Genomic DNA, 17,297 nt, shown 5'->3' with positions numbered 1-17,297 from the left:
CCCGTCGTGTTCTAAACGCCAAGGGACAGTGTACATCCAAGAATCAGGTCGGCTGTCAGGCCGCCTTCGCGAGCAGGCTCGCTCCCACAGAAAAGCAAAGCAGCGCAGCTGCCCGCGGCGCAGCCGCCCCACTCAACAATGAGCGCAAGCTCGAGTGCTCTTGATCTTGATCCACCGGCGACGTCGGAAGGCTGAGCGGAGGGATTGATCCGGGTGTGGGAGCGTAGCGACCGTCTGGCGCAGCCAGACACAGCGGAAGGAGGTGCAGCGAAGCAAACCGTAGCCGCTGCGCCCGGATCGATCCCGGAGCGAAGGGACCCGAGCCTGCGAGGGCCGAACGTAGGAGCAAGCGTTTTTTTGCTTACTTTTTTTAGGCGTTTGTAAAAAAAGTGAGTCGCCGTAAGGGCGAAACCGCCAGCCGCAACACCGCAAAAAACGGATATTCACCCAAAACCCAACAGCATGGCCGGCCCAAAGGCCGCCACGCCCAAAAAACAAAAAAGCCCCGACCAACCAGGCCGGGGCTCCTTCAAACGTCAGTCAAAAGATCAGAACCGCTCGATCTCCGCCTCAGCTTCCAACTGCTTGCGATACGCCGCAAAGTCCTGCTGCCCTTCACGGGAAGCCAGGAAGCGACGATATTGCGCCTTCTCTTCATCAGTAGGCGCGGCAGCTTCGTTAACACCGTTGAGTCGCACAACCATCAGACTGCCATCCGGCAACGTAACGCTGGAGAACGTCGGCTTGTCCTTGGCAGCCGGCTTCGGCATACGGAACAGTGCCTGCAGCACAGCCGGATCAACCCCTTCCTGACCACGGGTGGCCGCTTCGGTGATCTTCCAGTTCTGACCGTCAATGGCCTTGTCCAGCGGCGCCTTGCCATCGCGCAGATCAGCGATCAGCTTCTCGGCACGGGTCTTGGCCTCGGCACTGGCGTGCTCCTTGGTCAGCTGAGTGCGGATCGCCGCGCTCACGCTTTCCATTGGCAATTGCGCAGGCTTGAGGTGCTCCTTGGCGCGCAGCACGATCACGGTTTCCGGATCCAGTTCGATGGCGGTGCTGTTGGCACCTTCATCAATCACTTCCGGGCTGAACGCAGCAGTGACCACGGCACGGTTGGCGGCAACACCTTCGCCACCTTCACGGCCGAACGGCTTGGAAGTGTGCACGGTCAGTTTCAGATCCGCTGCTGGCTGCGCCAAGTCAGAGGCTTCGAACGCCGAGTCTTCCAGTTGCTTGGTCGCCTCAACAAAACGCTGCTCGACCTGCGCGGCTTTCAGCTCGCGGGTCAGCTTGTCTTTCAGGCTGGCCAGGGTCGGCACTTCAGGCGCTTCCACGCCCAACAGCTTGATCAGGTGATAACCGAAGTCGGTACGAATCGGCTCGGACACCTGGTCTTTCGACAGCGAGTACAGAGCCTTTTCGAAGGCCGGGTCGTAAACGCCAGGACCGGCGTAACCGAGGTCACCGCCATTGTTGGCGGAACCCGGATCCTGCGAGAACTCCTTGGCCAGCGCTTCGAACTTCTCGCCCTTGGCCAGACGCGCCTGGACTTCGTCAATCTTCGCCTTGGCCTGCGCTTCGGTGGTCTTGTCGTTCACTTCGATAAGGATGTGCGCGGCACGACGCTGCTCCGACAGGTTGGCGATCTCTTTCTGATACGCCGCCTCAAGGTCTTCTTCCTTGACCGCAACCTGATCAAAGAACGACGACTTCTTCAGCTCGACGTAATCGATGATCACCTGATCCGGCGTCATGAATTCCTTGGCGTGTTCGTCGTAGTAAGCCTTGACCTCGTCATCGGTCAGCTTGACCGCAGCCGGGTCGGCCTTGACGTTCAGAGTGGCGAAATCACGGGTCTGTTTTTCCAGACGGGCGAATGCCAGCACTTCGGCGTCGGTGACGAAACCGCTGCCGGCAACGCCAGCGCGCAATTGGCCAATGAGCATTTCCTGAGCCAGCATCTGGCGGAACTGCATGCGGCTGTAGCCCAACTGACGGATCACCTGGTCGAAACGCTCGGAGCTGAACTTGCCATCGACCTGGAATTCAGGCGTCTGCAGGATCACTTGATCCAGCGCGGCTTCGGAGAACGAGAACTTCGCCTGTTCGGCGCCTTGCAGCAGCAACTTGCGGTCGATCAGGCCTTTGAGCGCCGATTCGCGCAGCATTTTTTCGTCGAGCAAGGAAGCATCGAAGTCCTTGCCCAGCTGTTGCATCAGCTGACGGCGTTGCATATCAACGGCCTGGCTCAGCTCGTTCTGGCTGATTTCGTCACCGTTGACCTTGGCCGCCTCGTTCTTGTGAGTCGTGGCCTGGAAAATGGCATCGAAACCGGTCAGGGCCATCAGTGCAACGATGACCCCGATAATGGTCTTGGCAATCCAGCCTTGTGAATTGTCCCTGATATTCTGCAGCATGCGTCCCCCAGAAACGGTTGAACTTCAATTTAGGCAACCGTGGAGCGTGGGTAGAATCCGGATAGAAGAAAGGCGCATCCGAGGATGCGCCTTCTCGTAACTGGCGGAGCGGACAGGGCTCGAACCCTCGATCCCGGCGTTACAGGTGGCTCTTTCAGCCACCTGCTCTACCGCTCCGCTGCCAAGTCAGGCTTGACCCCGACCCGGATGGGTAAAAACCTGGAAACTCAGTTAACAGCTTCTTTCAGCGCTTTACCGGCTTTGAAACCTGGCTTCTTGGCAGCCGGGATTTCCAGAGACTTGCCGGTTTGCGGGTTACGACCGGTACGAGCCGGACGGTCAGTCACGGAGAAAGTACCGAAACCAACCAGAACAACGGAGTCGCCAGCCTTCAGAGCGCCAGTGACGGATTCGATTACAGCGTCCAGCGCACGGCCAGCAGCAGCTTTCGGGATATCAGCGGATGCAGCGATAGCATCAATCAGTTCCGACTTGTTCACTCTAAGTCCCCTTATATCTATTTTGAGATGTTTCTAAGTTTTTTGGTGAAAGCAAAAACGAGTGCTGAATGGCCTACAGACACTTAAGAGCCGCTTTATAACAAGGGCTCTAAAATGCTGTCAAGGAAAGCCCCCCAGGCTAAAACGTATTAATGCGTGCTAATTCTTTCCTTGGCATCAGACTCGCGTTTTTCGTCCTTGGCAACTATCTCCGGAGCCACATCCGGCAAGGGCTCCGGCGCGTATTGCAGCGCAATTTGCAGGACCTCGTCAATCCATTTAACCGGTTTGATCTGCAGATCCTGCTTGATATTGTCAGGAATCTCCTTCAGATCGCGGACGTTTTCTTCCGGAATAATCACAATCTTGATACCGCCGCGATGTGCCGCCAGCAGTTTTTCTTTCAAACCGCCAATTGCCAGCACTTGCCCACGCAGAGTGATCTCACCGGTCATGGCGACGTCGGCGCGCACCGGAATACCGGTCAAAGCCGAGACCAGTGCGGTGCACATGCCCACGCCAGCGCTAGGGCCGTCTTTCGGCGTAGCACCTTCCGGCATGTGAATGTGCGTGTCGCGCTTCTCGTGGAAGTCCAGCGGGATGCCCAGGCTCTTGGCGCGGCTGCGCACAACGGTCTGTGCGGCAGTGATCGATTCGACCATCACATCACCGAGCGAACCGGTCTTGATCAGCTGCCCTTTACCCGGAATCACTGCGGCTTCGATGGTCAGCAATTCGCCGCCCACCTGTGTCCACGCTAGGCCAGTCACCTGCCCCACCTGATCCTGCTGCTCGGCCAGGCCGTAGCGGAACTTGCGCACACCAAGGAAATGCTCGAGCAAGTCAGCTGTCACTTTTACCGAGAAGCGTTTTTCCAGCGCATGCTCTTTCACTGCCTTGCGGCAGACCTTGGCGATCTGTCGCTCGAGGCCCCGCACGCCCGCTTCACGGGTGTAATAACGGATGATGTCGCGGATCGCTTCCTCATCGAATTCCAGCTCGCCCTTCTTCAGACCGTTAGCGGCGATCTGTTTCGGCGAGAGGTATTTAACGGCGATGTTGATCTTCTCGTCTTCGGTGTAACCCGGCAGACGGATGACTTCCATCCGGTCCAGCAGCGCTGGCGGGATGTTCATCGAGTTCGAGGTGCACAGGAACATCACATCGGACAGGTCGTAATCGACTTCCAGATAGTGATCGTTGAAGTTGTGGTTTTGCTCGGGATCAAGCACTTCCAGCAACGCCGACGCAGGATCCCCACGCATGTCGCTGCCCATCTTGTCGATTTCATCGAGCAGGAACAGCGGGTTGCGTACGCCCACTTTTGTCATCTTTTGAATCAATCTTCCCGGCATCGAACCGATGTAGGTCCGGCGGTGACCACGAATTTCCGCTTCGTCACGCACGCCGCCCAAGGCCATACGTACGAATTTACGGTTGGTTGCGTGAGCAATCGATTCCGCCAGCGAGGTTTTACCCACACCTGGAGGACCGACCAGGCACAACACCGGGCCACGGATTTTCTTCACGCGCTTCTGCACGGCGAGGTATTCAAGGATGCGCTCCTTGACCTCTTCGAGACCGTAGTGATCGGCGTCGAGAATGTCTTCTGCACGAGCCAGGTCGAGACGTACTTTGCTTTGCGCCTTCCACGGTACCTGCACCAGCCAGTCGATGTAGGAGCGCACCACGGTTGCCTCAGCCGACATCGGCGACATCTGCTTGAGCTTGTTCAGCTCGGCAGTGGCTTTGGCCAGCGCATCTTTCGGCAGGCCGGCAGCATCGATGCGCTTTTTCAGCTCCTCGATTTCGTTGTGGCCTTCATCGCCGTCGCCGAGTTCTTTCTGAATGGCCTTCATCTGCTCATTCAGGTAGTACTCGCGCTGGCTGCGCTCCATTTGCTTTTTGACGCGACCGCGAATGCGTTTTTCAACCTGCAGCAGATCGATTTCGGCATCCAGCAGTGCCAGCACGTGCTCGACACGGGCCGACAGATCGATGATCTCGAGGATTTCCTGCTTCTGCTCGATTTTCAGCGCCATATGCGCGGCCATGGTGTCGACCAGACGACCGGGCTCATCGATGCTGTTGAGCGACGACAGGACTTCAGCCGGAACCTTCTTGCCCAGCTGAACGTATTGTTCGAACTGCGAAAGCAGTGTGCGCACGAAGACTTCCGACTCACGCTCGGCGGCGTCGACTTCTTCGATCAGAGACACTTCGGCGCGGCAATGGCCATCGACTTCGCTGAAGCGCTCGACAGTGCCACGCTGCTCGCCTTCGACCAGAACCTTGACGGTGCCGTCAGGCAGCTTCAGCAGTTGCAGAACCGTGGCAATCGTACCTACGCGATAGAGAGCGTCTTCACCGGGATCATCGTCAGCCGGGTTTCTCTGGGCCAGCAGCAGAATCTGCTTGTCACCCGTCATCGCGGCCTCGAGGGCTTCGATGGATTTCTCGCGCCCCACGAACAGCGGGATAACCATGTGCGGATAAACCACGACATCACGCAATGGCAGGAGAGGCAATTCGATGGTTGTCTTCATGATTTCGCCTCTACGGCGGCCGTATGGCCGTAATCAGATGGAATTAAGCTTGAAACCAAGATGGGGGCTGCCTCGAAAAAAAACAAGCGCAAAGCGGAGGTAAAAAACGACTTAAAAAAAAAGAGGCCCGAAGGCCCCTTCTTTGTTGCGGCGCTGTGAACGCTTACGCGTCCGGCGCTGCCTTGGCCGTCGGCTCACTGTTTTCGTAGATATACAGTGGCTTGGACTTGCCTTCGATCACGCTTTCATCGATCACGACTTTGCTCACCTCGGACTGCGAGGGGATCTCATACATCGTGTCGAGCAGCACACCTTCGAGAATCGAACGCAGGCCACGGGCACCGGTTTTACGTTCCAGGGCACGCTTGGCGACCGATTTCAGCGCGTCGGAACGGAATTCCAGATCCACGCCTTCCATCTCGAACAGCTTGGCATACTGTTTGGTCAGAGCATTTTTCGGCTCGGTGAGGATTTGCATCAGCGCAGCCTCGTCGAGCTCGTCCAGTGTCGCCAGGACCGGCAGACGACCGACGAATTCCGGGATCAGACCGAACTTGACCAGATCGTCAGGCTCGACTTCACGCAGGGATTCACCAACCTTCTTGCCCTCTTCCTTGCTGCGCACTTCGGCGTTGAAGCCGATGCCGCCTTTGGTGGAACGGTTCTGAATGACCTTTTCCAGGCCGGAGAACGCACCACCGCAGATGAACAGGATGTTACGGGTGTCGACCTGCAGGAACTCCTGCTGCGGATGCTTGCGGCCACCTTGCGGCGGTACCGAAGCGACCGTGCCTTCGATCAACTTGAGCAAGGCCTGCTGCACGCCTTCACCGGAAACATCACGGGTGATCGACGGGTTGTCGGACTTGCGGGAAATCTTGTCGATTTCGTCGATGTAGACAATGCCCATCTGGGCTTTCTCTACGTCGTAATCGCACTTCTGCAGCAGCTTCTGAATGATGTTCTCGACATCTTCACCCACGTAACCTGCCTCGGTGAGGGTAGTTGCGTCAGCGATGGTGAACGGAACGTTCAGCAAGCGGGCCAGTGTTTCGGCCAGCAGGGTTTTACCGGAGCCTGTCGGGCCGATCAGCAGGATGTTGCTCTTGCCGAGTTCGACGTCGTCAGCCTTTTTGTCACGCTGGTTCAGGCGCTTGTAGTGGTTGTACACCGCTACGGCCAAAACCTTTTTCGCACGCTCCTGACCAATGACGTACTGGTCAAGGATGCCGCTGATTTCTTTAGGCGAAGGCAATTTATGCGCGCTGCTTTCGGCCTGTGCTTCCTGCACCTCCTCGCGGATGATGTCATTGCACAGGTCGACGCACTCGTCGCAGATAAAGACCGAGGGGCCGGCAATCAATTTGCGCACTTCATGCTGGCTTTTGCCACAGAAGGAGCAATAGAGCAGCTTGCCGTTGTCCTCGCCGTTGCGGGTGTCAGTCATTCGTTCGATCCAAATCCGATAGGCTTGCAACACAAGATGAAGGCTATTGCGGGCTTTTTCAAGCCCGCCGCTGATCGGACATGCCGATCAGGCCTGTTTTGCGCTGCTTATATTAAGCTGGACGCTGGTTGATCACTTCGTCGATCAGGCCGTATTCCTTCGCAGCTTCGGCACTCATGAAGTTGTCGCGATTGGTGTCGCGCTCGATTTCTTCCAGAGTACGGCCGCTGTGCTTGGCCATCAGCATGTTCAGACGCTCGCGGATGAAGAGGATTTCCTTGGCGTGGATTTCGATGTCCGACGCCTGGCCCTGGAACCCACCCAGTGGCTGGTGAATCATCACGCGCGAGTTCGGCAGGCAGAAACGCTTGCCCGGTGCACCTGCGGTGAGCAGGAATGCGCCCATGCTGCAGGCCTGACCGATGCAGGTGGTCGACACGTTCGGCTTGATGAACTGCATGGTGTCGTAGATCGACATGCCGGCAGTCACCGAACCGCCCGGCGAGTTGATGTACAGATGGATGTCCTTGTCCGGGTTTTCCGCTTCAAGGAACAGCAGTTGCGCACAGATCAGGTTGGCCATGTAGTCCTCTACCGGGCCCACCAGAAAGATCACTCGCTCCTTGAGCAGGCGCGAGTAGATGTCGTAGGCGCGTTCGCCACGAGCGGACTGCTCGACAACCATCGGGACCAGGCCGCCAGCGGCCTGGATATCAGAGTTCTGCTGAATATAAGAATTACGGAACATGCTCTGCAGGCGCTCCCAAATAGTTATGTCTTGAATACGCATAAGCCAGCTCGAGAGCTGGCTTATGGTGTGCACTTCTAACGCAAAATCAATCAGTCGGCTGCTGGAGCTTCTACCGGCTTGACTGCTTCTTCGTAGGAGACCGATTTGTCGGTCACACTAGCTTTCTGCAGAACAGTATCCACAACTTGTTCTTCCAGCACAACCGAACGCACTTCGTTCAGTTGCTGCTCGTTTTTGTAGTACCACGACACGACCTGCTCAGGCTCCTGGTAAGCGGAAGCCATTTCCTGAATCATTTCGCGAACGCGAGCTTCGTCAGGCTTGAGGTCGAACTGCTTGACCACTTCAGCAACGATCAGACCCAGCACGACGCGGCGCTTGGCTTGCTCTTCGAACAGCTCGGCCGGCAGTTGGTCTGGCTTGATGTTGCCGCCGAACTGCTGAACAGCCTGCACGCGCAGACGGTCAACTTCGTTGGACAGCAGAGCCTTTGGCACTTCGATCGGGTTGGTGGCCAGCAGACCGTCCATGACCTGATTCTTGACCTTGGATTTGATCGCCTGACGCAGTTCACGCTCCATGTTCTTGCGAACTTCGGTGCGGAAACCGTCGATGCCGCTTTCCTTGATGCCGAATTGAGCGAAGAACTCTTCGTTCAGCTCAGGCAGCTTAGGCTCGGACACAGTGTTGACGGTCACGGTGAACTCGGCGGTTTTGCCAGCCAGGTCCAGGTTCTGATAGTCCTCAGGGAAGGTCAGGTTCAGAACGCGCTCTTCGCCAGCCTTAGCGCCAACCAGGCCTTCTTCGAAGCCCGGGATCATGCGGCCGGAACCCAGTACCAGCTGAGTGCCCTTGGCGGAGCCGCCAGCGAACACTTCGCCGTCAACCTTGCCAACGAAATCGATGTTCAACTGATCTTCGTTCTGGGCAGCACGGTCTGCCACTTCGAAACGGGTGTTCTGCTTGCGCAGGATGTCGAGCATCTTGTCCAGGTCAGCGTCAGCCACTTCAGCGCTCAGACGCTCAACGGTGATGCCTTCGAAGCCAGCAACGGTGAACTCAGGGAAGACTTCGAATACAGCAACGTATTCCAGATCCTTGCCCGCTTCGAGCGACTTTGGCTCGATCGAAGGCGAACCGGCAGGGTTGAGCTTCTGCTCGACCACAGCTTCGTAGAAGGAAGACTGGATGACGTCGCCTACCGCTTCCTGACGCGCATCAGCACCGAAACGGCGCTTGATTTCGCTCATTGGCACTTTGCCTGGACGGAAGCCAGCAATTTTGGCCTTTTGGGCAGTCTGCTGCAGACGCTTGTTGACCTGAGTCTCGATGCGCTCTGCCGGCACGGTGACGCTCATGCGGCGCTCGAGAGCAGTAGTATTTTCAACAGAAACTTGCATGGATATTCCTCGTTGCACAGACGTTAGCCGGCCGTTTCCGACCCCAGAATCAAGGGCATGCATTCTAGTGGGTCAAACTCAAGAAGTCACCCTACTGGAAACGGGTAAAAAAACAGCAGGCAATTTATAGGGAGCGCCGCACAAATGCCGTGCACTCCACTGGCGAATACAAGCGATCACGTCAGGGCTCTGCAGCAACGCTTCTATATATAGAAGCAACTATCAAATCCGCCCCGACAGACGCTCCGGCAAAACCGGAACGACGAGCAGTTCAGCGTCATCCGATCCTTTAAAAGCGATGAAGTGCCCTGCCCTGCGTTTCGAAATCGGCCATGGCCGGATTTCGAAACCGCTAAAACAAAAAAGGCGCCAGACTGTTAAATCTGGCGCCTTTCGAAATATGGGGTGGACGATGGGGATCGAACCCACGACAACGGGAGTCACAATCCCGTGCTCTACCAACTGAGCTACGCCCACCATATTGCGTAACAAAAAAGCCAAACAACTTCTTTGTTGAAACTTCATCAGGCCGGAGGCACAGATGAAGCTTTATTTGGTGCGGATGAAGAGACTCGAACTCTTACGCCTCGCGGCGCTGGAACCTAAATCCAGTGTGTCTACCAATTCCACCACATCCGCGGATGAAGCTTTTAAAGCAAAGGCGCCAGACCGTTAAATCTGGCGCCTTTCGAAATATGGGGTGGACGATGGGGATCGAACCCACGACAACGGGAGTCACAATCCCGTGCTCTACCAACTGAGCTACGCCCACCATATCGCGTTACTTGTGCCAAAGCTGCCTAATGGCGCACCCGGCAGGACTCGAACCTGCGACCATCCGCTTAGAAGGCGGATGCTCTATCCAGCTGAGCTACGGGCGCCTTGTTAATCTGTACTCTTAAAGGACTACAAACTAAGTGCTTTCCAGCGTCGCAGAACCTTGATTCCGCTCCACCTTCTTAACCAGTGCTAGGCTGTGCCCGACAAGTGCGACGAATAGTATAGAGGGCTCCAAAGGTCGTCAAATCCTTTTTGAAAAAAATTCATTTAATTAAAGGAGTTAGAGGAATTTGCTGACCAAGCGCCTTTGCCCTCACCGCTCGACATGCGAGAATGCGTTCTCATTTTTTCCCCTCTCGATGGTTAATCACGCGCAATGACTGCACAACTAATCGACGGCAAATCGATCGCCGCCAGCCTGCGCCAGCAGATCGCCCAACGAGTTGCCGAGCGTCGCCAGCAAGGCCTGCGCACCCCCGGCCTCGCGGTGATCCTGGTCGGCAGCGATCCTGCCTCTCAGGTTTATGTCTCGCACAAGCGTAAAGACTGTGAAGAGGTTGGCTTCCTCTCTCAAGCCTACGACCTGCCCTCTGACACCACTCAGGACGCCCTGACCGATCTGATCGATCGCCTCAACGACGATCCGGCCATCGACGGCGTTCTCCTGCAGTTGCCTCTGCCTGAACATCTCGACGCGTCCAAGCTGCTGGAACGCATTCGTCCGGATAAAGACGTCGACGGCTTCCACCCGTACAACGTCGGCCGCCTGGCCCAGCGCATCCCGCTGCTGCGCCCCTGCACCCCGAAAGGCATCATGACCTTGCTGGAAAGCACTGGCGCTGATCTTTACGGGATGGATGCGGTAGTTGTGGGCGCCTCGAATATCGTCGGTCGCCCGATGGCCATGGAATTGTTGCTGGCCGGCTGCACCGTCACTGTCACTCACCGCTTCACCAAGGATCTGGCCGGTCACGTCGGTCGTGCCGATCTGGTAGTCGTTGCCGCCGGCAAACCGGGCCTGGTCAAAGGCGAGTGGATCAAGGAAGGCGCGATCGTGATCGACGTCGGCATCAACCGTCAGGACGACGGCAAACTGGTCGGTGACGTCGTCTACGAAACCGCCCTGCCCCGCGCCGGCTGGATCACCCCGGTACCGGGCGGCGTTGGCCCGATGACCCGCGCCTGCCTGCTGGAAAATACCCTCTACGCCGCAGAAACCCTGCACGTCTGATCGAATTTTTCCGCTGCACCAGAACCCCGCCTCGTGCGGGGTTTTTCGTGCCTGAGAAAAAACTTCAACCGTTCGCCGGAAACCGCTCTTTTTACAGGCCTTTTCACGAGATTTTCAGGTCTTACAAACAACCATCGACAGTTCTTCAGCCATACTCCTAAAATGCGCCGGTTTTAAGAAATAACCCGTTACAAACTAACGGTATATCCAACCTTTTAGAGTTCGCCCGCGTGAAAATTCGTCTCTCGATTCTGAGCCTGTTGTTTGCTGTTACAGGCACATTCATCACGCCAACGATCAACGCTGCGGAAACCACCGCTGTCCCACGTGACGCTTCGACATTGAAGATCGCGTCCGGCAGCGCCCTGCTCATGGATATGCAGACCAACAAAGTCATCTATTCCAGCAACCCTGACGTGATCGTGCCGATCGCTTCCGTCAGCAAGCTGATGACTGGCCTGGTCGTGGTAGAAGCTCGACAGAACATGGACGAATGGATCGATGTCGACATCAGGAACACTCCGGAAATGAAGGGCGTGTTCTCCCGGGTCAAACTCAAGAGTGAGCTGCCGCGCCGCGAGATGCTGTTGATCGCTTTGATGTCCTCGGAAAACCGCGCTGCCGCCAGCCTCGCCCATCATTATCCGGGCGGCTACGCTGCTTTTATCGCGGCAATGAACGCCCAGGCCAAGGCGCTGGGCATGACCAGCACGCACTTTGTCGAGCCGACCGGCCTGTCGGAGCGCAACGTTTCCACCGCCCGAGACCTGAGCAAACTGCTGGTGGCTGCGCACAAGCAACCGCTTCTGGTGCAACTGACCACCACCAAGGAAAAGACCGTGGCGTTCCGCAAGCCCAACTACACGCTGGGCTTCCGCAATACCGACCACTTGGTCAACAAGGCCGATTGGGACATCAAGATCACCAAGACCGGCTTCACCAATCCGGCCGGCCATTGCCTGGTGCTGGTGACGAAGATGGGCAACCGTCCGGTCGCCCTGGTGATTCTCGATGCGTTTGGCAAATACACGCATTTTGCCGATGCCAGCCGTATCCGCAGCTGGGTGGAAACCGGGCGCAGCGCCAGTGTTCCAGCGGTGGCACAGCAGTACAAAGCCGACAAGAACCTCAAGAGCCGTCAGAGCGGCGTGGTCGAGGCGGCGAAGTAAATCCGGCGATGATGAAAAAGCCCCGAATCTTCGGGGCTTTTTTTCGTCTGCGCATCAGTCGTTGGGCAGCGGCATCTTGTCGTCATCGGGGATGCCATCGCCCGAGCTGGGCTCTGGCGAAACCTCCGGCGTCAGCACATTGGGCCGGGCCAGCGGGTCACGCATCGGGCTGTCCGGGTCCAGCACCGGATCAACCTCAGGCTCCGGCGTGGTCGGCACGCTGTCAGGTTTGTGGTCATCGAAGCTTGAATCGGTACTCATACGCACCTCACATCAAGGTTTCAGATCGGCTAACGGATCATAAGGCTTGGCCGGTTTCTTCGGATCTTCACCGGGCTCGACATCCAGCGGCGCCTTCGCCGGCCCGACGGGATCGACTTGCGGATCGTCAAGGTCCGGCGAATCCGGATCGAATCCCAGATCATCACCCGAGGAATGTTCGGACGAGTGCGGGCCTTTCGGGTTTGGGGAATCTGCCATGTTGCCTCCTTGATTCACCCGCGAAGCACGGGCATTAATCTTCAGAGGCTGGCCGGGCGCAGTCGTGCCCGGCAGATGACGAACGGAGGTTTATTGCGCCGCCAGAGCCTTTCGCGCCTGCGCCGCAGCGTTTTCTTCACCGGCCTGCGCCAGTTCATCGGCGGCTTTCAGCCAACGGGAGCGGTCGACGGCTGCCGGGATCTGCGCCGGTTTCTGAATGAGGATTGCCCAGCCACCGGCCTTTTCGAGCGCTGCTTCAAAGCTGCCGAAATCCATCAACTGCCGACGGTTCATGCCGGCACGCAGCAGGACTTTCTGTTTATTGCGGTCGTAGCCGGACAGGATCGCGTAACGCGGCTCGGCCCAGAACGCCGAACCTTCACTGAAACGCACCATGACCGGGTAGCCCGCCGCGACCTGGGTCAGCAAGGCTGGCAGCTTGCTGTCGAGCGGATAAACCACCAGACCGTATTCCCGCGCTAGGTTCTGCATGTTCTGCTGCAGCTTGTCCTCAGCGCCCGGCAAGTGCAGCGGTTTTTCCAGAAGGCCCGGGGTGATCACGATGCCTTGTTGCGACAGCAGACTGGCCAGCACCTGTGGCCCACTCTGGTTGGCTTCGCCACGATAGAAAGTGCCGCTGAGTTCAACCCGCTCCGGCAAGCGTTTGACTTCTGGCGCTACGTTGCCCGCACATCCGCCCAGCACCGCCACGCAGGCGGCGACCAGCAGCGCCCCATGCACTCGAGAAAATACCTGCACCATCAATCACTCTCTTCCAGACGCCGGTCATCGTGTTCCGGCAACGCCAGCGATCATAGAGCCGCACCCGCCCGGGGTATAGCCTTAAACCGCAGACGCTGCGATTGCATAGAGCAAACTGATTGGTCACTAACGACCTTTGGTCAATAGCTTGAAACACCCCATTGACTAGACTGTCACTGAAATAGAGCGAATTGCGAAAAGCGGGCGCCCGATGCAGGGCGAAGAGGAGGCACCAATGAGCCTGACCATGACCATCGTGATGTTGATAGCCGGCTGGCTGGCCGTGGCGACTGCCATGTTGTGGGGCGTGCTGCGGATTTCGCGGCGCCATCATCATCCGGTGCAGACGATGCCGGTTGAGAAGACAGAGAAGCACCCAGTGCGGCACATTGCTGCGCATTGAAGACCAACAAGGTCTTCCCCTTATGAGAGCGCTCAGCAGCACCAAGCTCTCGACAACTCAGCAAAAGGTGAATAAAAAACCGCCTGAGCTCAACTAGCCCAGGCGGTTTTTTGTGTTCTCAGCAATTACGCCTGCTGAGCAACCTTCTTCTGCTTCGCCCGGCGCGACATCATGTTCAGCACCTCAATGCCCGCCGAGAACGCCATGGCCGCGTACACATAACCTTTAGGTACGTGGGCGCCGAAGCCTTCGGCGATCAGCGTCATGCCGATCATGATCAGGAAGCCCAGCGCCAGCATGACCACCGTCGGGTTATCGTTGATGAACTTGGCCAGCGGATCAGCCGCGAGCAGCATCACCAGCACCGACACCACCACCGCGATGATCATGATCGGCAAGTGTTCGGTCATGCCGACAGCGGTAATGATGCTGTCGATCGAGAACACCATGTCGAGCATCAGGATCTGACCGATAGCCGCGGCAAAACCCAGGGTTACGGTGGAAGTCGCGGTCTTGGGGTCTTCCGGCGACGGGTCCATGCTGTGATGGATCTCGGTCGTGGCTTTCCACACCAGGAACAGGCCACCGGCGATCAGGATCATGTCCTTCCAGGAGAACGCCTGGCCAAGGATTTCGATCACAGGCTCGGTCAACTGCACGATGAACGCGATGGTGCTCAACAACGCCAGACGCAGAATCAGGGCCATGCCGATACCGATACGGCGCGCCTTCTGCCGATGCTGTTCGGGCAGCTTGTTGGTCAGGATCGAAATAAAGATCAGGTTATCGATGCCAAGCACGATTTCCATTACCACCAGTGTGGCCAAAGCAACCCAAGCAGTGGGGCTGGCGGCGAGTTCTAACAGATATTCCATGGGTCAGTCCTGACTCTGTGTAAGACGGTTTAGATGGTCTTGGAGGAAGATTCGGATTCTTCCGCTGATTTTTCCGGTGTTTCTTTTTTCTCGATCAAGCCACCGGTGGCATCGCTGAGTGCTTGCTCAGCGGCTTTATGGGTGTCATCAATCGCTTGCTTGGCAGTTTCAGCCGCCGCGCCCATCAGTTGCTGGGCGCTTTTTTCCGCCTGATCACAACCGGCCAGAACCAGTAAAGACGCAAACATCACTGCGGGAAATGTGTATTTCATAGGGTTTCCTTCGAATGAACAGACAGGCGCACACACCGGCCGTCGATGGCTGGGCATTCTAGGGAGATGAACACTTCAGGAAAATTCGTATTTTTAGCGGCTATACTTCGGTTTTCACGAAGTGGCGATCACTATGCTCAATTACCGACAACTGCATTACTTCTGGGTTGTAGCCAAAACCGGCAGCATCGTCCGCGCCTGCGAGCAACTGAACCTGACGCCACAGACCATCAGCGGACAGATTTCACTGCTTGAGCAAACTTATGGCGTGGAACTGTTTCGCCGGGTTGGCCGCCAGTTGGAGCTCACCGAAGCCGGGCGCCAGGCCCTGCCCTACGCTGAGCAGATGTTTCAGTTGGGCGGCGAGCTGGAGCTGATGCTGCGAGCGCAGCCCAACGAGCAGCAGATCCTCTTTCGCGTCGGCGTGGCCGACGTGGTGCCCAAATCCATTGTTTATCGCCTGATCGCGCCGACCATGGAATTGAGCGAGCCGCTGCGCATCACCTGCCGCGAGGACAAACTCGAACGCCTGCTCGCCGATCTGGCCATTCAGCGTCTGGATCTGGTGATTTCCGACAGCCCGATGCCCTCGCATCTGGACATCAAAGGCTACAGCCAGAAGCTCGGTGAGTGCGGAATCAGTTTCTTCGCCACCGCCGAACTCGCCGCGCAGTATGGCCAGGATTTCCCGCGCAGCCTGCACGGCGCGCCGCTGTTGATTCCCGGCGCGGAAACCGTGGTGCGCAGCCGTTTGCAGCGCTGGTTCGCCGAACAGCAGATCCAGCCGCAGATTGTCGGCGAATTCGATGACAGTGCTTTGATGCAGGCCTTCGGCCAATCCGGCAGCGGGATCTTTATTGGCCCGAGCGTGATTGCCGAGGAAGTGAAGCGCCAGTACGGCGTCGAGTTGATCGGCCAGACCGACGCGGTGAGCGAGTCGTTCTATGCCATTTCGGTGGAACGCAAGGTCAAGCACCCTGGCATCGTAGCGATTACCGAGGGTGCCCGACGCGAGTTGTTTACCGGGTTATGAAGCGCAGACTTCACGCGGCTTCAGCGTCATCAGCACCATGGCGAGGAACACCGACAGCAAAATGAAGCCGGCAGCGGCAAAGCCGAGAAAGCCCAGCCCGGCAGTGTCGATCACCCGGCCGCCAACCATCGCGCCCAGACCAATGCCGAGATTGGCCCCGGCGATGTTCAGCGACGCGGCGAAGGCCGGCGCTTCCGGTGCGGCTTTCATCAGGCGCACATGGCTGACCAGGAACAGCGCCGCCTGAGTCACGCCCCAGATGCCCATCGCCACCGCCAGACCCACTGGCGAATGAATGTTCGGCACCAGCGAAACCATGCCGGCGATCATGAACGCACAGAACAACACCGACGCCCCCAGCGGATGCCGATCCACCGCTCGCCCACCGAGCGAGTTGCCGATCAGCCCGACTGCGCCAAACGCCATCAGGCACCAGCCGACCACGGTGCCGTTGAAACCGGCAAGTCGTTCGAGGATGTCAGCAAGGTAGGTGTAAGCGGTGAACATGCCGCTGAACACCAGAATCGACAACAAGATATGGCCGAGCATCAGCGGGCTGCGCAGGATCTTGAACTGCGAACGGAAGCTGACCTGATGCTGGTGCAGACTGGTTTTCGGCAGGTAGACAAACAGCAGCAAGGCCTTGGCAAACGCGATCAATGCCAGAATGCCGAATGCGCTGCGCCAGCCGAACGCGTCGGAAATCAGCGTGCCGACCGGAATGCCGAACACCGTGGCGCAGACGATACCGAAGCCGATCTTGGCGATGGCGCGGCCGGCGAAATCCGGGCCGACGATGTCGACGGCGGTTTCACTGGCCAATGCCCAGAACACTGGCAAACCCAACGCCGGAATCAACCGTGCGATGGCCATCACCCAGATATTCGGCGCCAACGCTGCAACGGTATTGGCCAGACCGAACATGATCAGAATGCTGATGAACAGTTTGCGCCGTTCGAAACGGGCGAAATACGCGGTCAGGAACGGGCCGAACAGCGCCACGGTAAAGGCGAACAAGGTCACCAGCAGCCCGGCTTGCGGGATGCTGACTTCGAGGTCTCGGGCGATCGCCGGCAACAGGCCGACAATGACGAATTCCGTGGTCAGCACCGTGAATCCGGCGGCGGACAACAGAAGAATAGGCAACAGCATGCGCAACTCCAGCAAAACGACGACACCAGCGATGACCCGAAGGCCCGCTGGCAGAACTTGAAAATGAGGATGGCGA

Annotated in this window: 16 protein-coding genes and 4 tRNA genes; 4 read left to right on the top strand and 16 right to left on the bottom strand. The window is 57.6% G+C overall.

Annotated features, from left to right (window positions below; translation table 11 throughout):
• Positions 1-548: 548 nt before the first annotated feature.
• The 10 genes from KVG85_RS03640 to KVG85_RS03595 form a co-directional block, all read right to left on the bottom strand.
• Positions 549-2,420 carry a SurA N-terminal domain-containing protein gene (locus KVG85_RS03640; RefSeq protein WP_217862994.1) on the bottom strand — a complete coding sequence of 624 codons (1,872 nt, stop codon included), beginning with the start codon at positions 2,418-2,420 and terminating at the stop codon, positions 549-551.
• Between the two features lie 227 nt (positions 2,421-2,647).
• Positions 2,648-2,920: an HU family DNA-binding protein gene (locus KVG85_RS03635; protein ID WP_016775333.1), complete on the bottom strand. Its 273-nt coding sequence runs from the start codon at positions 2,918-2,920 to the stop codon at positions 2,648-2,650.
• Between the two features lie 149 nt (positions 2,921-3,069).
• A complete protein-coding gene (gene lon / locus KVG85_RS03630; protein ID WP_016775334.1) occupies positions 3,070-5,466 on the bottom strand; it encodes an endopeptidase La in 2,397 nt (798 codons plus the stop codon).
• Positions 5,467-5,629: 163 nt separating this feature from the next.
• Positions 5,630-6,913: an ATP-dependent Clp protease ATP-binding subunit ClpX gene (gene clpX, locus KVG85_RS03625; protein ID WP_016775335.1), complete on the bottom strand. Its 1,284-nt coding sequence runs from the start codon at positions 6,911-6,913 to the stop codon at positions 5,630-5,632.
• A gap of 112 nt (positions 6,914-7,025) precedes the next feature.
• The gene (gene clpP / locus KVG85_RS03620; protein ID WP_016775336.1) at positions 7,026-7,661 is read right to left on the bottom strand and encodes an ATP-dependent Clp endopeptidase proteolytic subunit ClpP; all 636 of its coding nucleotides are present in this window, start codon (positions 7,659-7,661) and stop codon (positions 7,026-7,028) included.
• 92 nt (positions 7,662-7,753) lie between these two features.
• Positions 7,754-9,064 (bottom strand): trigger factor, encoded by a 1,311-nt coding sequence (gene tig, locus KVG85_RS03615; RefSeq protein ID WP_016775337.1) that lies wholly within the window; start codon positions 9,062-9,064, stop codon positions 7,754-7,756.
• 401 nt (positions 9,065-9,465) lie between these two features.
• A tRNA-His gene (locus KVG85_RS03610) sits at positions 9,466-9,541 on the bottom strand.
• Positions 9,542-9,618: 77 nt separating this feature from the next.
• Positions 9,619-9,703: transfer RNA gene (locus KVG85_RS03605), tRNA-Leu, on the bottom strand.
• Between the two features lie 57 nt (positions 9,704-9,760).
• Positions 9,761-9,836, bottom strand: a tRNA-His gene (locus KVG85_RS03600).
• Between the two features lie 32 nt (positions 9,837-9,868).
• A tRNA-Arg gene (locus tag KVG85_RS03595) sits at positions 9,869-9,945 on the bottom strand.
• A gap of 275 nt (positions 9,946-10,220) precedes the next feature.
• On the opposite strand from KVG85_RS03595, the gene folD reads away from it, so the two are divergent.
• Positions 10,221-11,075 (top strand): bifunctional methylenetetrahydrofolate dehydrogenase/methenyltetrahydrofolate cyclohydrolase FolD, encoded by an 855-nt coding sequence (gene folD / locus KVG85_RS03590; protein WP_016775338.1) that lies wholly within the window; start codon positions 10,221-10,223, stop codon positions 11,073-11,075.
• A 230-nt stretch (positions 11,076-11,305) separates the two neighbouring features.
• Positions 11,306-12,244, top strand: coding sequence for a D-alanyl-D-alanine endopeptidase (gene pbpG / locus KVG85_RS03585; RefSeq protein ID WP_217862993.1), 939 nt, complete (start codon positions 11,306-11,308; stop codon positions 12,242-12,244).
• Between the two features lie 54 nt (positions 12,245-12,298).
• On the opposite strand, the gene KVG85_RS03580 is transcribed toward pbpG, so the two are convergent.
• From KVG85_RS03580 to KVG85_RS03570, 3 genes are all read right to left on the bottom strand, one after another.
• Positions 12,299-12,505 carry a hypothetical protein gene (locus KVG85_RS03580; RefSeq protein WP_016775340.1) on the bottom strand — a complete coding sequence of 69 codons (207 nt, stop codon included), beginning with the start codon at positions 12,503-12,505 and terminating at the stop codon, positions 12,299-12,301.
• A gap of 12 nt (positions 12,506-12,517) precedes the next feature.
• A complete protein-coding gene (locus tag KVG85_RS03575) occupies positions 12,518-12,724 on the bottom strand; it encodes a DUF6021 family protein (RefSeq protein ID WP_024013462.1) in 207 nt (68 codons plus the stop codon).
• Positions 12,725-12,814: 90 nt separating this feature from the next.
• Positions 12,815-13,486 carry a cysteine peptidase family C39 domain-containing protein gene (locus KVG85_RS03570; protein ID WP_217862992.1) on the bottom strand — a complete coding sequence of 224 codons (672 nt, stop codon included), beginning with the start codon at positions 13,484-13,486 and terminating at the stop codon, positions 12,815-12,817.
• A 235-nt stretch (positions 13,487-13,721) separates the two neighbouring features.
• Between KVG85_RS03570 and KVG85_RS03565 the strand changes: the two genes are divergently transcribed.
• Positions 13,722-13,889, top strand: a complete 168-nt coding sequence (locus KVG85_RS03565; protein ID WP_024013464.1) for a hypothetical protein — start codon at positions 13,722-13,724, stop codon at positions 13,887-13,889.
• Positions 13,890-14,014: 125 nt separating this feature from the next.
• Here KVG85_RS03565 and KVG85_RS03560 read toward each other — a convergent pair whose 3' ends face one another.
• Entirely contained in the window at positions 14,015-14,764 is a 750-nt protein-coding gene (locus KVG85_RS03560; RefSeq protein ID WP_071172950.1) for a TerC family protein, read from the bottom strand.
• Between the two features lie 29 nt (positions 14,765-14,793).
• Complete coding sequence (locus KVG85_RS03555) at positions 14,794-15,036, bottom strand: hypothetical protein (protein ID WP_137214744.1); 243 nt, start codon at positions 15,034-15,036, stop codon at positions 14,794-14,796.
• A 133-nt stretch (positions 15,037-15,169) separates the two neighbouring features.
• Between KVG85_RS03555 and nhaR the strand changes: the two genes are divergently transcribed.
• Positions 15,170-16,069: a transcriptional activator NhaR gene (gene nhaR / locus KVG85_RS03550; RefSeq protein WP_016775345.1), complete on the top strand. Its 900-nt coding sequence runs from the start codon at positions 15,170-15,172 to the stop codon at positions 16,067-16,069.
• On the opposite strand, the gene KVG85_RS03545 is transcribed toward nhaR, so the two are convergent.
• Positions 16,064-17,221, bottom strand: coding sequence for an MFS transporter (locus tag KVG85_RS03545; protein ID WP_122612098.1), 1,158 nt, complete (start codon positions 17,219-17,221; stop codon positions 16,064-16,066). The two genes, nhaR and KVG85_RS03545, sit on opposite strands and share 6 nt — an antisense overlap.
• Between the last annotated feature and the right edge of the window lie 76 nt (positions 17,222-17,297).

This window comes from Pseudomonas triticicola (assembly GCF_019145375.1).
In the GTDB taxonomy this organism is placed as follows: domain Bacteria; phylum Pseudomonadota; class Gammaproteobacteria; order Pseudomonadales; family Pseudomonadaceae; genus Aquipseudomonas; species Aquipseudomonas triticicola.
This window is presented reverse-complemented; position numbering and strand designations above follow the sequence as displayed.

Coding starts and splice junctions, on each gene's coding strand:
- KVG85_RS03640 (WP_217862994.1), bottom strand. CDS start 2,420: ATGCTGCAGAATATCAGGGACAATTCACAAGGCTGGATTGCCAAGACC.
- lon (WP_016775334.1), bottom strand. CDS start 5,466: ATGAAGACAACCATCGAATTGCCTCTCCTGCCATTGCGTGATGTCGTG.
- clpX (WP_016775335.1), bottom strand. CDS start 6,913: ATGACTGACACCCGCAACGGCGAGGACAACGGCAAGCTGCTCTATTGC.
- clpP (WP_016775336.1), bottom strand. CDS start 7,661: ATGTTCCGTAATTCTTATATTCAGCAGAACTCTGATATCCAGGCCGCT.
- tig (WP_016775337.1), bottom strand. CDS start 9,064: ATGCAAGTTTCTGTTGAAAATACTACTGCTCTCGAGCGCCGCATGAGC.
- folD (WP_016775338.1), top strand. CDS start 10,221: ATGACTGCACAACTAATCGACGGCAAATCGATCGCCGCCAGCCTGCGC.
- KVG85_RS03580 (WP_016775340.1), bottom strand. CDS start 12,505: ATGAGTACCGATTCAAGCTTCGATGACCACAAACCTGACAGCGTGCCG.
- KVG85_RS03575 (WP_024013462.1), bottom strand. CDS start 12,724: ATGGCAGATTCCCCAAACCCGAAAGGCCCGCACTCGTCCGAACATTCC.
- KVG85_RS03570 (WP_217862992.1), bottom strand. CDS start 13,486: ATGGTGCAGGTATTTTCTCGAGTGCATGGGGCGCTGCTGGTCGCCGCC.
- KVG85_RS03565 (WP_024013464.1), top strand. CDS start 13,722: ATGAGCCTGACCATGACCATCGTGATGTTGATAGCCGGCTGGCTGGCC.
- KVG85_RS03560 (WP_071172950.1), bottom strand. CDS start 14,764: ATGGAATATCTGTTAGAACTCGCCGCCAGCCCCACTGCTTGGGTTGCT.
- KVG85_RS03555 (WP_137214744.1), bottom strand. CDS start 15,036: ATGAAATACACATTTCCCGCAGTGATGTTTGCGTCTTTACTGGTTCTG.
- nhaR (WP_016775345.1), top strand. CDS start 15,170: ATGCTCAATTACCGACAACTGCATTACTTCTGGGTTGTAGCCAAAACC.
- KVG85_RS03545 (WP_122612098.1), bottom strand. CDS start 17,221: ATGCTGTTGCCTATTCTTCTGTTGTCCGCCGCCGGATTCACGGTGCTG.